This window comes from Hyphomonas sp. KY3 (assembly GCF_017309975.1).
Taxonomy (GTDB): Bacteria; Pseudomonadota; Alphaproteobacteria; order Caulobacterales; family Hyphomonadaceae; genus Hyphomonas.
Map to the genome: position 1 here is coordinate 1,657,547 of NZ_CP022271.1, position 14,297 is coordinate 1,671,843.

Consider the following 14,297-nt stretch of genomic DNA (forward strand, 5'->3'; position numbering starts at 1 on the left):
TCCAAACTATTTCCGGCTCTTGCGCTTGTGCTTGGGCAGCGTCTTCTTGTTGAACTTCCCTTTGCCGGGGCGCTTACCCGTTGGCTTGCCGGGGCCGGTCTTTCTGCGCGGGGGACGACCGCGGCCTGTATCATGGCGCTCGCGTGCCTCCTGGCGCCCTTCCGGGGCTGGCATCGGGTCGGATAGCATTTCGAGCAGGAGGCCACCTTGAAGAGGGGTAACCTCTTTCAGCTTCACCCGAACGATCTGACCGAGACCATAGGTTTTGCCTGATCCCCGCGCATAAATCTGCATTGCGGTGTCATCATGCACCCAATAATCATCGGAGATAGATGAAATCGGGACGAACCCGTCTGCACCTGAGCCAGCCAGCGCGATGAATAGCCCTGCGCCAGTGACGCCCGTGATGCGTCCCTCAAATTCACTACCAACTCGATCAGCAAGGAAAATGGCAAGGTAGCGGTCGGTGGCCTCGCGTTCAGCGGCCATGGAACGGCGCTCGGTATCTGAGATGTGCTGAGCCATCTCCTCCAGCCGTACCGACATGTCCTTGGACAGGCCGTCCGGGCCGAGCCCGAGCGAGGCGATCAGCGCGCGGTGCACGATCAAGTCAGCATAGCGCCGGATCGGTGAAGTAAAGTGCGCGTAGCGGATAAGGTTCAGGCCGAAATGGCCCAGATTCTCTTCCGAATAGATCGCCTGAGCCTGTGTGCGTAGCACCATCTGGGTGACCATCTGGTCGTAATCGCCATCGCGGATTTCGCCAAGCAGACGGTTGAAATTCTCGGTCTGCGGGCGCTGGCCGATATTCCATTTCATGTCGATGGTCTGCAGGAATTCGGCGAAGGCGGCGATCTTCGCATCTGTGGGCGTGTCGTGGACACGATAGATCAGCGGGCTTTTCTGCTTTTCCAGGGTTTCAGCGGCTGCCACGTTCGCCTGGATCATGAATTCCTCGATCAGGCGGTGAGCGTCGAGACGTTCCTTGGTAATGATGCCTTCGATTTCGCCATCCTCGGAAAACACGATGCGACGCTCGGGCAGGTCGAGATCCAGCGGAGAGCGATCGTCCCGTGCCTTGGAAAGCGCTGCATAGGCGCCCCAGAGCGGCTTCAGGACGGTTTCCAGCATGTCGCCAGCCTTGCCGCCCGGCTTGCCGTCAATCGCCGCCTGAGCCTCCTCATAGGAGAGCTTGGCTGCTGACTTCATCATGCCGCGAATGAAACGGTGCGAGCGCTTGGAGCCCGACTTGTCGAAGATCATCTCTACCGCCATGCAGCGGCGCAGCTCGCCCTCGCGCAGGGAGCATTCATCCGCTGACAGTTCAAACGGCAGCATCGGGACCACGCGGTCCGGGAAATAGGTCGAGTTGCCGCGCTTCAGCGCTTCGCGATCGAGCGGCGAGTCTGGCGTGACGAACGCCGCCACGTCGGCGATGGCGACGATCACGCGCCAGCCATCATCCAGCTGTTCGGCGAATACTGCGTCATCATGGTCGCGCGCATCATGCGGGTCGATGGTGATGAGCGGGGTTTTTGTCAGGTCCTCACGCTCCGCCGCAGCGGGTTTTGGATTGCGGGCCTGTTCCAGCGCCGCTTCAGGGAAGTCGACCGGGATGCCATGGGCATGAATGGCCAGCAGGCTGGCTGAGCGGGGATCGCTGATATGGCCGATCACTTCGCGGATCACGCCGAGATTGGGACCATATTGCCGGCGGCCCTGTGGCTTGGGCGTTGTGACCACGAGATCGCCATCCTCGGCACCATGGCGGTCGGCTTCCTGGATCAGGAATTCGCGGCGTTCCTTGCGATTGGCCGGCGTGACCTTGCCGCCGCGCGGGCCTTGCGAATACATGCCGACGAGCGAATTGGTCAGCTGTTTTTCCAGCACGGTCAGCGCCCGGGCCTGCCAGTCGCCATCGACCTGGGTGATCTTGCAAAGCGCGCGGTCGCCTTCGCCGGGCTCGGTGGCTTCGCCTTTCTGCTTACCGGACAGGCCGGAATAGATGATGTCCGGCCCAAACGGGCCATTGTCACCGAGGGCCTTGCCGATCAGGTCGCCATTTTCGTCGGTATGGGTGAATTGGACAACGCCGGTCGAAGGGGGGCGATCCGCCTGGGACCAGGCACGTTTGCCTGTCCGCTCCAGCGTGCCATCGGCCTCCAACTCCTTCAGGATTTCGCGCAGCACGGCGCGCTCGCGGCCTTTTACGTGCAGGCCGCGGGCAATGTCCTGTTTGGTCGTTGCGTTCGGATTGTCTCGAATGAAATCGAGCACTGTTTTCTTATCTGGGAAACTCATACCGCCCATATAGGGGGACTCGCAGAAAAATGCGCGGGGGTTTTATGCAGCGCGCGATTTCGCGGTCAGTCGACAGCTTCCGGCAGGGACATCACGTCTACGGGTGTCAGGGCGAAGGATCCGGCTTGCGCACCCCATTTCCCGGTCAGTACTTCATAGTGAAGGTGGCGCGGGATCTGGTAGCCCGCCGTATTGCCCATCATGCCGAGATATTGCCCGGCACTGACGCGTTCGCCTTCGTCCGGGTCTGCGAAGGTTTCCAGATGGGCATAACGCGTGAAGACGCCGCGGCCATGATCCAGCACGATCATGTTGCCATAATCACTGCGATAGCGCCGCCGGCGTATTTCCCCATCCGCAGCGGCGAAGACGGGCACCGCTTCCTTGCTGTAATAGTCGAGGCCCTTGTGCAGGCCGCCATTCCTTGGCCCGAACACTGATGACAGGCATCCGCCGCCGACGGGAGCGGTGGCCAGCCGGACCGTGCCTTCCGCCAGCACAAAGGGTTTGTAGTCGGTCACGACGAGGTCGCTGTCGACATTGGAACCGAAGCTGGGCGACAGCCCCTTGCAGGCCGTCAGCCTGTCGAGAAATCCTGCCGGGCTGGGCGCCAGCGACAGGATGGTCGGCGGAACAACCGGCTCGGGGGCGGGCGGTTCCGTTTCGACGACCTCAATGACAGTGAGGGCCGTATCGGAAGGCATAACGGCCTTATCCAGTTCCTGTGCGATCAGGACTGATGCGAGCGTCACCGCTCCGAGAAAGGCGAATTTCTCAATGGTGGACATGGCCAAAAACCGGCACCCAACGATACGTTAACAGTAAACCACTCGATAGGGATTGGATCAACCGAGGGTTTGCCGCGCTCGCGCGCAGTCCCTGGCTGAATTCGCACAATTCCAGATCAGTCCTTTTTGGCGGCAGGGGCTTTCTTCTTCGCCGGCGCCTTCTTCTTGGCGGGGGCTTTTTTCTTGGCTGGAGCCTTCTTGCCGCCCTTGGATGCCTTGGCGTTGATCAGCTCGATGGCCTGTTCCAGCGTAACCACATCCGGCGTCACGTCCTTGGGCAGGGTCGCATTGGTCTTGCCATGCTTCACATACGGCCCGTAGCGGCCTTCGAAGACCTCGATAGCGCCGCCATCCGGATGATCGCCAAGGGATTTCAGCGCGGCGGCGCCTCCTCGTGCCCCCTGTTTGGCGCGTTTGTCGGCGATCAGTGTAACGGCGTGGTTCAGACCGATGGTGAAGACATCGTTCGGATCCTTGAGGTTCGCATAGGTCTTGCCATGCTGAACATAGGGGCCGAAGCGACCGAAATTGGCAAGGATCGGTTCGTTGTCTTCCGGGTGTTTGCCAACTTCGCGGGGCAGCATCAGCAGTTCGACAGCGCGGTCGAGCGTGATGTCCTGCGGGTTTTCCTTTTCGGCCTTGGTCAGCGAAGCACGCTTGGGCTTCTCGCCATTCGCCATCTCGACATAGGGGCCGAACCGGCCGGTCTTGAGATAGATCATCTCGCCTGTGTCGGGGTGCAGGCCCAGCTCGTTGCCGTCCGGATTGATCGCCGCGGCAGCGTCGCCATCGGCGCTGAACTGGCGGGTGAACTTGCACTCAGGATGGCGTGAACAGCCGACAAAAGCGCCAAAGCGGCCCAGCTTCATTGAAAGCTCGCCTTCCTTGCAGAGCGGGCACTGGCGCGGGTTCTCGATCGGATTGCCGTCCGCATCCTGGCGCGGGAACACATAGGCTCCGAGTTCCTCGTTGAGAACGTCCAGAACCGCTGAGACACGAAGGTCTTTCGTCTCGTCGATATCGGCGGCGAATTGCTGCCAGAATTCCTTCAGAAAGGCTTTCCAGTCGAGCTTGCCATCCGAGATAATGTCGAGCTTCTCTTCGAGCCCGGCGGTGAAATCATATTCCACATAGCGCCGGAAGAAGTTCTCAAGGAACGCCGTCACGAGGCGTCCCTTGTCCTCGGGGATCAGCTGTTTCTTCTCGATGCGGACATAGTCGCGATCTTCCAGCGTGGAGAGGGTCGACGCATATGTAGACGGGCGGCCGATGCCGAGCTCTTCAAGCTTCTTGACCAGCGAGGCTTCCGTGAAGCGTGGTGGCGGTGTGGTGAAGTGCTGGCTGGCCTCGGCTTTCAGCAGGTCCGCATGCTGGCCTTCTTCCATCTTGGGCAGGCGATTTTCGTCATCGTCGCCATCATCGCCTTCATCGCGACCTTCGGTGTAGAGCTTGATATAGCCATCAAACACCAGGACCTGACCGGTCGAGCGCAGGACCGCGCGCTTGTCCTTGGAGGTCATGTCGATGGTGGTGCGCTCGAAGCGGGCGGTTTCCATTTGCGAGGCGACCGCGCGTCGCCAGATGAGCGTGTAGAGTTTCTTCAGGTCGCCATCGCCATGATAATCTTCCGGGCGAAGGTCGAAATTGGTCGGCCGGATGGCTTCGTGCGCTTCCTGGGCGTTCTTGGCCTTCGAAGAATAGCGGCGGGTCTTTTCTGGCAGGTAACGCGCGCCATAGTTCGACTGGATCATGGACCGGGCTGCCGCATAGGCTTCCTCGGCCATGTTTACGCCATCGGTACGCATATACGTGATGCGACCTTCTTCGTAGAGCTTCTGGGCAGCCTGCATCGTCCGCTTGGCGTTGAAGCCGATCTTGCGGGAGGCCTCCTGCTGCAGCGTGGACGTGATGAAGGGTGGGGGCGGATTGCGCTTGACCGGCTTGGCCTCAACCGAGGTGACGGAATAGCCGCCGATCTGGACAATTTCCAGCGCCTTGTCGGCGTCGCCCTTGTTGCCCAGCGTGAACTTTTTCAGCGTTTCGCCGTCGAGACTATAGAGGCGCGCTTCGAAGTCGGTGCCGTCTGGGGCGCGCAGGTTAGCCGCCACATTCCAGTACTCTTGCGGCCGGAACATCTCGATCTCGTTCTCGCGGTCGCAAACGATGCGCAGTGCCACAGACTGGACGCGGCCAGCCGACCGGCTACCAGGCAATTTGCGCCACAGGACCGGCGACAGGTTGAAGCCGACCAGATAGTCGAGTGCGCGGCGCGCCAGATAGGCATCGACCAGTTCGCCATCAATCTGGCGGGGATGTTCCATTGCGGTCGTGACTGCATTCTTGGTGATCGCGTTGAAGACGACACGCTCGACTGGCGTGTCCTTCTTCAGGGCGCGGCGCTTGCGCAAGGCTTCCACGAGGTGCCAGCTGATGGCTTCGCCTTCGCGATCGGGGTCGGTCGCGAGGATCAGCGTGTCGGCTTCTTTCAACGCCGCTGCGATCTCGGAGATACGCTTGGACGATTTGGAATCTGCCTCCCACACCATCGCGAAATCATCGTCGGGATCGACCGAACCATTCTTGGAGGGAAGGTCACGGATATGCCCGTAGGACGCCAGGACCTTATAGTCCTTGCCGAGATACTTGTTGATGGTTTTCGCCTTTGCGGGCGACTCGACGACGACAAGTTTCATGCGCTTACCTCTTTAAGGCGGCGAGAGATGGGGTCGGGAGACAGGCCCTGTCAAGGCCGGGTTGTGATTAGCCGTCTTCCCGATAGGCGATGAAGGTGAGCGTGCAGAACAGCACAAAGAGTGGCGGGCTCCATGCTGCGATCACGGGGGGCGCTGCACCTGTTGCCCCGAGGCTGGAAGAGAATTGAGTGAAGAAATACAGCCCGACCGCTGCGAGCGACCCGATGGCCAGAAGCTGTGAATTTCCACCCATTCGCTGCAGGCGCAGGCACACAACGGCGCCGATCAGCGCCATCGCCACAAAAAGGGCCGGCAGGGCCATGAGCGCGTTGAGGCGCATCTTGTAGCGCGAAGCGTCCAGGCCGGCGGCTTGGGTCTGGCGAACGAAATGCGGCAATTGCCAGAAGCCAATCGTGTTGGGAGACGCAAATTTGTCGAGCAGCGTGACCGCGTCCAGTGTCGTGGGGATGGCGAGATTTTCCTTGAACTCGGGTGGAGCGTTCGGAACATTTTCGATTACGCCTTCAAGCTGCCAGAAGCCATTGCGCAGAATCGCACTATCCGCGTCGATCCGGCGGGCAAAGGCGTAGTCATTGGTCGGTCGCCCATCTGCGTAGAGGCGCTCTTCCTGGATCATCTTCACATCCTGAAGGTTCACCCCGCCTTCGGCGACGCGCTTGGCGTGAATGACAATCTGGTTGGTTTCGTCACCCTGGCGCAACCAGATGCCTGTATCGGAAACCGAAAGGGTAGGACGGCCTTCATTGAGCAGGCGGTCGCGCGTCTGCTCAAAGGACTCGGTCAGTTTCGCCGCAAACGGATTGAGCACCATCATTGTGAACAGGCCGAGGACCACGCCGAGGACCATGACCGGGGTCAGGAAGCGCCACGCCGAAATGCCGCTGGCGCGGATGATGGACAATTCCGACCGGCGATTGAGCCGGGTGAAGGCCATCATGGAGGCGATCAGCAGCGCAAAGGGCAAGGTTTGTTCGACAATTTGCGGCAGTTTCATCAGGGACAGGTTGAGCGCGCCAAGAATGCTGAGGCGTACATCGCCGCCCACTGTGCGCAGTTGCTCGACCACATCGATCATGAGAATGGCCAGCAGGAGGATGCCCAGCACAAGGGCCAGTCCCATGAGGCATTCCTTCAGGATGTATCTCTGTATCTTGGAAAATAGAGGCATCAGCTGGTGGCTCCGGTCGGGTTCCGGAATAACTCAAGTGGTGGGCGATCGACCTTGCCGAGGTGGCGCCCTCTCGCAAAATAGATATAGCTGAGGATTGCAATGATGCCGAGCGGGACGAGCCATTGCAGCACATTGAGCGCCGGATCATTCGCGGCGGCCGATTGCAATACCAACTGCACAATCAGAACGCCGATGGCACCACCGGTCGCCCAGCCAATCCGCTTGCTGTAGCCCTTGCGGCTGAAATCCCCGCCGAGCACTGCAAAGATCGCCAGCAGCGTCATGACGATGTTCAGCAGGGGTGTGGTCAGGCGACTGTGCGCTTCCGCCAGCAGGGAGTCTATTTCCTTGAGTTCGAAATAATTGGTTCGGTCCACGAAGAACAATTCATAGAGATATTTGTCCGATGCCTTCAGGACGAGGTCTGAGTCCTCTTTCATGAAGTCAGTCAGATCGAACAAGTATTGGTCGAATTCCAGGATCGATAGCTGGTTGTTTGCGTCGAGCTGTTGGCTGGTCGCATCCCGCAGCAGGAGTGTTGGGCTGCCTTCGACTTCAATCAGCGCGGCGCTGCGCGCGAGAATGTCAGTGGGGTTCTCCGGATCGGTCATGTCGGAGATCAGCACGCCACGCAGTTCGCCGCCGGCCTGTTCGCGCGCATAGAAGGTCAGCCGGTCCCCATTGGAGGTAAACTGACCGGGCCGGATCAAGGCGGCAGCCAGATCGGCGCGCGCTGTCGCCACGGTTTCGCGCATGGCGCGTTGAGCGGCGGGCTGGACCCAGAGGTTCACGGTCAGGTGTGCGACGAGACAAAGCACGGCGAGCCGCATGATCGGTGAAGCGATCTGCCAGCGGGTCATGCCGGCGGCCTGCGCGACAACGATCTCGCTATCCTTGTGTATGCGGTTCAGCGACCAGACCGTTGCCACGAACAGGGCGAGCGGGGTCAGAAGCGCTATGATCTGCGGTGCGCCGAGCATGACAATATAGAAATAGGTGATCGCAGACTGGCGGTTTTCCAGAATCAAATCGGTGCGTGAAAGCCCTTGGGCCAGCAAGGCCAGCATGGCGAGCCCGCCAATGATGATGACCACAGCCTTCAGGACTTCGAAAAACAGGTATGTCTGGACTTTGGTCATAAGGCGATTAGCAGGCTTTTCGCAGAATCCTTCAGAAAGGGGTGATATTTCCCTAGCTAACGAGTTGCGCAACGCGCGTCGACGTTTAGTTTCCGCTGCAAATGGAGAATCCACACATGAAAATCACATTTGCTGAAAGTGCCAAGGCCGACATCATCGCCTTTCTGGTCGATGAAGACGGGGATCTTCCCGAAGCTGCGGCCGCGCTGAACGAAACCACGGGCGGTCTGTTGTCAGAAGCCATGGACGGCAGCCGGTTCAGTGGCAAGAAGGACCAGCAGGCCTTTATCGTTCTGCCCAAGGGCAGCGATGCTCGCCGTGCGGTGCTGATCGGTGCAGGCAAGAAGGACAAGCGCGATGCGCGCGTTCTCGAAGGCCTCGGTGCCAATCTTTACAAGTCCCATTCCGGCAGCGGTTTCAAATCTCTCGCGGTCCATGCTGGTTCTGCAGAAGATGCTGCGCGCATTGCGCTCGGTGCGAAGCTCGCCAGCTATCGCTTCGATACATATTTCACCAAGCTGAAAGATGACCAGAAGCCAAGCCTTGAAAGCGTGACACTGGTGGTCTCCGATGTGCCTGCGGCAGAAGCGGCATTCGTTCCGTTGAATGCGGGCGCCGAAGGCACCAAGCTTGCGCGCGATCTGGTCAACATGCCACCGAACGATCTCTATCCGGCCAGCTTTGCAGAGAAGTGCCGCGAGCTGGGCCAGTATGGTGTTCAGGTCGAAGTGCTCGGCGAAGCGGAGCTTGCCAAACTCGGCATGAATTCCATGCTTGGCGTCGGTCAGGGCAGCGTCAAGGAAAGCCAGCTCGGCGTGATGAAATGGATGGGCGGCGCCGAAGGCGAAGACCCGGTGATCCTGATTGGCAAGGGCGTCTGTTTCGACACGGGCGGCATCTCGTTGAAGCCCGGACCGGGCATGGAAGACATGCGCGGGGATATGGGCGGCGCAGCGGCTGTGACCGGTGCAATCCGCGCGCTGGCCGAGCGCAAGGCCAAGGTCAATGTGATCGGTCTCGTGGGTCTGGTTGAGAACATGCCGGATGGCGACGCGATCCGCCCGGGCGACATTCTGAAGTCGGCTTCCGGACAGACCATCGAGGTCCAGAACACCGATGCCGAAGGCCGTCTCGTGCTTTGCGACGTGCTCTGGTATGCGCAGGAGCATTTCAAACCGAAGGCGATGGTGGATCTCGCCACGCTGACCGGTGCAATTGTAATCTCGCTGGGCCATCATCATGCGGGCCTGTTCACGGAGAGCGACGATCTGGCGAATGAGCTCTCCAAGGCTGGCCAGACCGAAGGGGAGCGCGTGTGGCGCCTGCCGCTCGGGCCAGAATATGACTCGCTGCTGAAGTCGAAATTTGCCGACATGCGCAATATTGGCGGCCGGGCTGCTGGCTCGATCACAGCGGCACAATTCCTGAAGCGCTTCGTGAAAGAGGGCGTGAAATGGGCGCACCTCGATATCGCGGGCGTTGCCTGGGTTGAAGGTGAGAAGGCCGCCTTCGATGTGAGCTGGGCATCCGGCTTCGGCCCGCGTCTGCTCGACCGCTGGATCGCGGACAATTACGAGAACTAGGTGATGTCAGAGGCGCCGAAGCCTGAATGGTGGTTTTACCATCTCTCCCGCACCACGCTGGAGCAGGCTGCGGCGCCGCTGATGCAGAAATGCCTTGATGTTGGTTGGCGCGTTCTGGCGGTCAGCCCGAGTGTCGAGCGCCGGGCGGCGCTGGATGCGAGCCTCTGGACTTTCGACGAGAAGACTTTCCTGCCGCATGGCCAGGCCGAGGCGCCGGGGCTTGATCCTGCGCGGCAGCCGATCCTGCTGGCCGGCAAGCCGGAGAATTTGAACCAGGCCGATGCGTTGTTCCTGATGGACGGAACGAAGGCGCCCGTCGATGCGCCCTATACGCGCTGCATGGTCATGTTCGATGATGGCGATACGGACACGCGCAATCTGGCCCGCCAACAGTTCAAAGCGGCCAAGGATGCCGGGTTGGTGACCCGATATTTCCAGCAGACGCCGAATGGCGGCTGGCAGGAGGCAGGCAAGTAGGCGTCAGGCCTTTTTCACGAATTCCGATTTCAGGCCCATCTGGCCAATACCGTCGATGCGGCAGTCGATATCGTGATCGCCGTCGACGAGACGGATATTCTTGACCTTGGTGCCGCGTTTGACGACTGAGGACGAGCCCTTGATCTTGAGGTCCTTGATCACCGTCACCGTATCGCCGTCTGCGAGCGGGGTGCCGTTGGAATCCACGACAGCCGGCGCTTCAGCGGCTTTGGTATCTTCCAGGCTCCATTCATGGGCGCATTCCGGGCAGATCAGCAGCGCGCCGTCTTCATACGTGTATTCGGAATCGCAATTGGGGCAGGGAGGCAGCGCGCTCATGGGTCGGATCCTTGTCGAATTTCAGGCCCCAGCCCCTATGCCTCTCGGGCCGCCTGCGCAATAGCGGCCTTCGATGCTTGCCCCGCTGGGCCCGCCCCGCTATAGGCCGCGCCAGAACCCTTTTTTCCCTTTCAAGCAGGATGTCATCATGGCTGTTCAGCGCACTTTTTCTATCATCAAGCCGGACGCCACCGAGCGTAACCTGACCGGCGCCGTCAACGCCGTCATCGAGAAAGCCGGTCTCCGCATCATCGGCCAGCGCCGCATCCAGATGACGCAGGCCCAGGCCGAGCGCTTCTATGGCGTTCATAGCGAGCGTCCATTCTTCGGTGAACTGGTTGAATTCATGACGTCCGGCCCGGTTGTCGTTCAGGTCCTCGAAGGCGAGAACGCTGTTGCCGCCTACCGTGAAGTCATGGGCGCCACGAACCCGGCCGAAGCCGCTGACGGCACGATCCGCAAACTGTTCGCCAAATCCATCGGCGAAAACACCGTGCACGGTTCGGACTCCGAAGAGAATGCCGCGATCGAGATCGCGCAATTCTTCTCCGAAGCCGACATCGCTGGCTAAGGCGACGCCTTCGGGCAGATGAGAATTCAGAGAGGGCCCGCCGCAAGGTTGGGCCCTTTTTGTTGCGCGCAGCACAAACGGCCGGGCAGGCGGCGCCTTCCGGGGGTTACCAGATCAGCTTCAAGGCTGGCGGAGTCATGTGTCCGGACGCGGCAGGTGATAGAGCCTGCATTCCTGGCGAAAGCCGGGATCTCTTGCTGCAGGAGGCCCCGGCATCCGCCGGGGACACGGATCGGGGGTGAGAATGATCAATTCGCCGTAGGCCGCTTCACGGAAAGGGCGTGACGGTTCAAAACCGAATCCGGATTGGAGCGGCCTCCGTCCCGATAGATCATCCGACAACAGATTGACCACAACCCGCCCGCTTCGTGTGATGCCCCAGAGCATCTGAGAGCCGGGGCGGCCATTGGCGCGGAACCACGCCCTCAGGCGCTGGATGCGCCAGAAGATCAGGGGCCAGATGAGCAAAAGAGGCCAAGGCAGGCCCGGCAAGGGCTGGAAGAGGGAAAAGGCTGGCATCGTCTCACCAGCATATTTGCGCAGTGTCTCCGACGAATTCGAAAGGCATGAACCCGCGTGGACTGGAGGCTAGTCTGCTACCTACAAGTCGACATCCCGTGGAGAGAAAACCCGCGTTTGCTGGACAAATTGCTCAACTTCATCCTGAAATTCTGTGTACCGGGATTGGGTTATTGCAACATCTTCTTCATAGCTGTCGGGATGGAATGAGACGACATAGGCCCGCCCGAAATGTGACACAGGAAGTTCGGTATTGGGTACGCCACGCTCATATGAATCCGGCAGCCACAGGGTCCTGTCCTTGTCCTGATACCGATACTGTAGCCCGATCCGGTATGTGAACTTGTAGCCAGGATAGTAGCCAAGGTTCAAAAACACTTCTTCAATCTCGCCGGGTGCGAGCGTGAAGAAATCCACCTGTTTCAAGGTGCGGTCATAAGGGTCCAGATGCGGGGCCAATTGCAGGCCGGTTACGGGGCGCAGCATGCCTTTGAACTCGCGCTGTTCACCACCTGCACCGCGCTGGGCTTCGAACAGCGCAAGCATTTGCGGTGCGAAAGGTTCAGCAGACAGAACGTCGATCAGCAGGTAGGGCGCAAACTGCACTGTGTGTTTCTCGGCGTCCGACCGAACCGAGAATGAGAGGAAAGGCGTGGAGGAAATCGCCGGAAGGGTTTGGCGGACATCCTCGATGGGTCGCTCATCACTCACACCTTCGTATATGAAGCTGTCTATCTCATCATATACCCGGCTGATCGTGATAGGTTCAGAGAACTGGCGCCGGGCCGTATCAATCGTGTTCCAGACAAAGATTGCGACGCCGAAGATTGAAGCCAGCGAGCCCCAAAAAGCGATCTTGTTCCACAGGCTGAGTCTGCGGTAGCGAGTGATGATGTGAACCGATTACGTCCCCACGGTCATTTTGGCTTGGCATGAAGCCTACCCATGCTGACCGGGACATCAAGAGCGCCAAGCGAACTTCGCGACTTCAATTTGGGCAGGGAGTTCAGTCGCGCGCCTGAATTTCGGCGCAGGCCTTGGCCAGCGCTTTCGGGTAGAGCTGGTGCTCGACTGGCAGGAGGCGTGCGGCGAGGCTGTCGGCTGTGTCGCCCGGCAGGATGGGCAGGCTCGCCTGCTGGATGATTTCGCCATCATCGACACCGGGACTGACCCAGTGGACAGTGCAGCCGGCTTCGGTATCGCCCGCATCCAGCGCGCGCTGATGGGTGTCGAGGCCTTTGTACTTTGGCAGCAGCGAGGGGTGGATGTTGACCATCCGGCCTTCCCATGTGTTGACGAACCAGGGTGTCAGCACCCGCATGAACCCGGCTAGTGCAATGATCTCGACGCCTGCCTCTGTGAGCTGTTCGTGCATCGCGCGCTCAAAGGCTTCGCGGTCCTTGCCATAGGTCTTGTGATCTATGACGGCGGTCGCAATGCCGGCGGCGGCTGCCGTTTCCAGCCCTTTGGCGTCCGGCCGGTTGGACAGGACGAGGACGGGTTTGGCCGGATAGGTCGGGTCCTGCGCCGCCTCCAGGATGGCTTCCATGTTGGAGCCGCGCCCGGAAATCAGGATGGCCAGCTTCAGGCGGGTCATGCGGGGGCGAGGTCTCCGAGCACGACCGGGTGTTCCCCCATCAGGCTCAGCTGGTTCATCACGATCTCGGCCATGTCCGGCTCGACGGAGAAGACCATGCCAATGCCCATATTGAAGGTGCGGTGCATCTCGTCGAGTTCGACGCCGCCGGCTTCCTGCAGCCACTGGAAGACCGGGCCGGGCGTCCAGCTGTCTCTATCAATACGGGGTACGAGATGATCGGGGCACATGCGCGGCGTGTTTTCCGTCAGGCCGCCGCCGGTGATGTGGGCAAGGCCATTGATCAGGCTGCCCTTGATCAGCGGCAGGGCGGCTGCGGAATAAAGCCGGGTCGGGGTCAGCAGGGCTTCGCCGAGCGTGCCGTCGGAGAAAGGCGAGGCGGCCTCGTAGGAGAGGCCTTCACGCTCGACGATGCGGCGGATCAGGGAATAGCCATTTGAATGCGGGCCGGACGAGGCGATGCCGATCAGCACGTCGCCTGCGGCCATGTCGCCCATGCGCGGCAAGACCTTAGCGCGGTCGACGGCGCCGACGACGAAGCCTGCGAGGTCGTAATGGCCGGGCGGGTACATGCCGGGCATTTCAGCCGTTTCGCCGCCGACAAGGGCGCATCCGGACTGGCGGCAGCCTTCGGCGATGCCCGCGACGACCGCTTCGGCGATGCCGGATTCGAGCTTGCCAGTTGCAAAATAATCCAGAAAAAACAGCGGCTCGGCCCCTTGGGCGAGCACGTCATTGGCGCACATGGCGACGAGGTCGATGCCGACCGTGTTGTGGATGCCGGTTTCGAAAGCCAGCATCAGCTTGGTGCCGACGCCGTCTGTGCCAGAAACCAGGACAGGATCCTCATAGCCGGACGCTTTCAGGTCGAACAGCGCGCCGAAGCCGCCGAGCCCGCCCATGACGCCTGCGCGTGCGGTTGCCTTTGCCAGCGGGCCAATGGCCTCAACCAGCCTTTCTCCTGCCTCAATGTCGACACCGGCATCACGGTAGGAAAGGGGAGTTTTGGATGTATCGCTCATGATGACTCGCGCGTTAGCATGGGGAAAACGTCTCTGCCAGTGCCGCTTGCGGTTCCAGCCCCAGCTCTGGCTTGCT

At 60.3% G+C, this 14,297-nt stretch carries 13 protein-coding genes; 4 read left to right on the plus strand and 9 right to left on the minus strand.

Translation table 11 applies throughout. The features are described from left to right. Nucleotides 1–6: 6 nt before the first annotated feature. The 5 genes from rnr to CFA77_RS08300 form a co-directional block, all read right to left on the minus strand. Nucleotides 7–2,301, minus strand: a complete 2,295-nt coding sequence (gene rnr, locus CFA77_RS08280) for a ribonuclease R (RefSeq protein ID WP_206993050.1) — start codon at nt 2,299–2,301, stop codon at nt 7–9. A gap of 65 nt (nt 2,302–2,366) precedes the next feature. Further along, the gene (locus CFA77_RS08285) at nt 2,367–3,089 is read right to left on the minus strand and encodes a M23 family metallopeptidase (protein ID WP_206993051.1); all 723 of its coding nucleotides are present in this window, start codon (nt 3,087–3,089) and stop codon (nt 2,367–2,369) included. A 116-nt stretch (nt 3,090–3,205) separates the two neighbouring features. Beyond that, nucleotides 3,206–5,782: a type I DNA topoisomerase gene (gene topA, locus CFA77_RS08290; protein ID WP_206993052.1), complete on the minus strand. Its 2,577-nt coding sequence runs from the start codon at nt 5,780–5,782 to the stop codon at nt 3,206–3,208. 67 nt (nt 5,783–5,849) lie between these two features. Next, nucleotides 5,850–6,971, minus strand: coding sequence for an LPS export ABC transporter permease LptG (gene lptG / locus CFA77_RS08295; protein ID WP_034813312.1), 1,122 nt, complete (start codon nt 6,969–6,971; stop codon nt 5,850–5,852). Next, nucleotides 6,971–8,113: an LptF/LptG family permease gene (locus tag CFA77_RS08300; protein WP_051607661.1), complete on the minus strand. Its 1,143-nt coding sequence runs from the start codon at nt 8,111–8,113 to the stop codon at nt 6,971–6,973. Before CFA77_RS08300 ends, lptG begins: the two co-directional genes overlap by 1 nt. A gap of 116 nt (nt 8,114–8,229) precedes the next feature. Between CFA77_RS08300 and CFA77_RS08305 the strand changes: the two genes are divergently transcribed. Both CFA77_RS08305 and CFA77_RS08310 read left to right on the plus strand, forming a co-directional pair. Continuing rightward, a complete protein-coding gene (locus tag CFA77_RS08305; protein ID WP_206993053.1) occupies nt 8,230–9,696 on the plus strand; it encodes a leucyl aminopeptidase in 1,467 nt (488 codons plus the stop codon). Nucleotides 9,697–9,699: 3 nt separating this feature from the next. Further along, on the plus strand, nt 9,700–10,173 hold the full coding sequence (locus CFA77_RS08310; RefSeq protein ID WP_206993054.1) for a DNA polymerase III subunit chi: 474 nt from the start codon (nt 9,700–9,702) through the stop codon (nt 10,171–10,173). A gap of 3 nt (nt 10,174–10,176) precedes the next feature. Here CFA77_RS08310 and CFA77_RS08315 read toward each other — a convergent pair whose 3' ends face one another. Next, entirely contained in the window at nt 10,177–10,512 is a 336-nt protein-coding gene (locus CFA77_RS08315) for a zinc ribbon domain-containing protein YjdM (RefSeq protein WP_206993055.1), read from the minus strand. 148 nt (nt 10,513–10,660) lie between these two features. Between CFA77_RS08315 and ndk the strand changes: the two genes are divergently transcribed. Beyond that, nucleotides 10,661–11,083, plus strand: coding sequence for a nucleoside-diphosphate kinase (gene ndk / locus CFA77_RS08320; protein WP_034814231.1), 423 nt, complete (start codon nt 10,661–10,663; stop codon nt 11,081–11,083). 600 nt (nt 11,084–11,683) lie between these two features. Here the strand turns inward: ndk and CFA77_RS08325 are convergent. Continuing rightward, nucleotides 11,684–12,313 carry a hypothetical protein gene (locus tag CFA77_RS08325; protein ID WP_206993056.1) on the minus strand — a complete coding sequence of 210 codons (630 nt, stop codon included), beginning with the start codon at nt 12,311–12,313 and terminating at the stop codon, nt 11,684–11,686. Between the two features lie 10 nt (nt 12,314–12,323). Here CFA77_RS08325 and CFA77_RS08330 point away from each other — a divergent pair, with 10 nt between their 5' ends. Further along, nucleotides 12,324–12,485 (plus strand): hypothetical protein, encoded by a 162-nt coding sequence (locus CFA77_RS08330; RefSeq protein ID WP_206993057.1) that lies wholly within the window; start codon nt 12,324–12,326, stop codon nt 12,483–12,485. 123 nt (nt 12,486–12,608) lie between these two features. Here the strand turns inward: CFA77_RS08330 and purN are convergent, their stop codons facing one another. Both purN and purM read right to left on the minus strand, forming a co-directional pair. After that, entirely contained in the window at nt 12,609–13,199 is a 591-nt protein-coding gene (gene purN, locus CFA77_RS08335) for a phosphoribosylglycinamide formyltransferase (protein WP_206993058.1), read from the minus strand. Beyond that, nucleotides 13,196–14,221 (minus strand): phosphoribosylformylglycinamidine cyclo-ligase, encoded by a 1,026-nt coding sequence (gene purM, locus CFA77_RS08340; protein WP_206993059.1) that lies wholly within the window; start codon nt 14,219–14,221, stop codon nt 13,196–13,198. The genes purN and purM overlap by 4 nt, the downstream gene beginning before the upstream one ends. Nucleotides 14,222–14,297 lie beyond the last annotated feature (76 nt).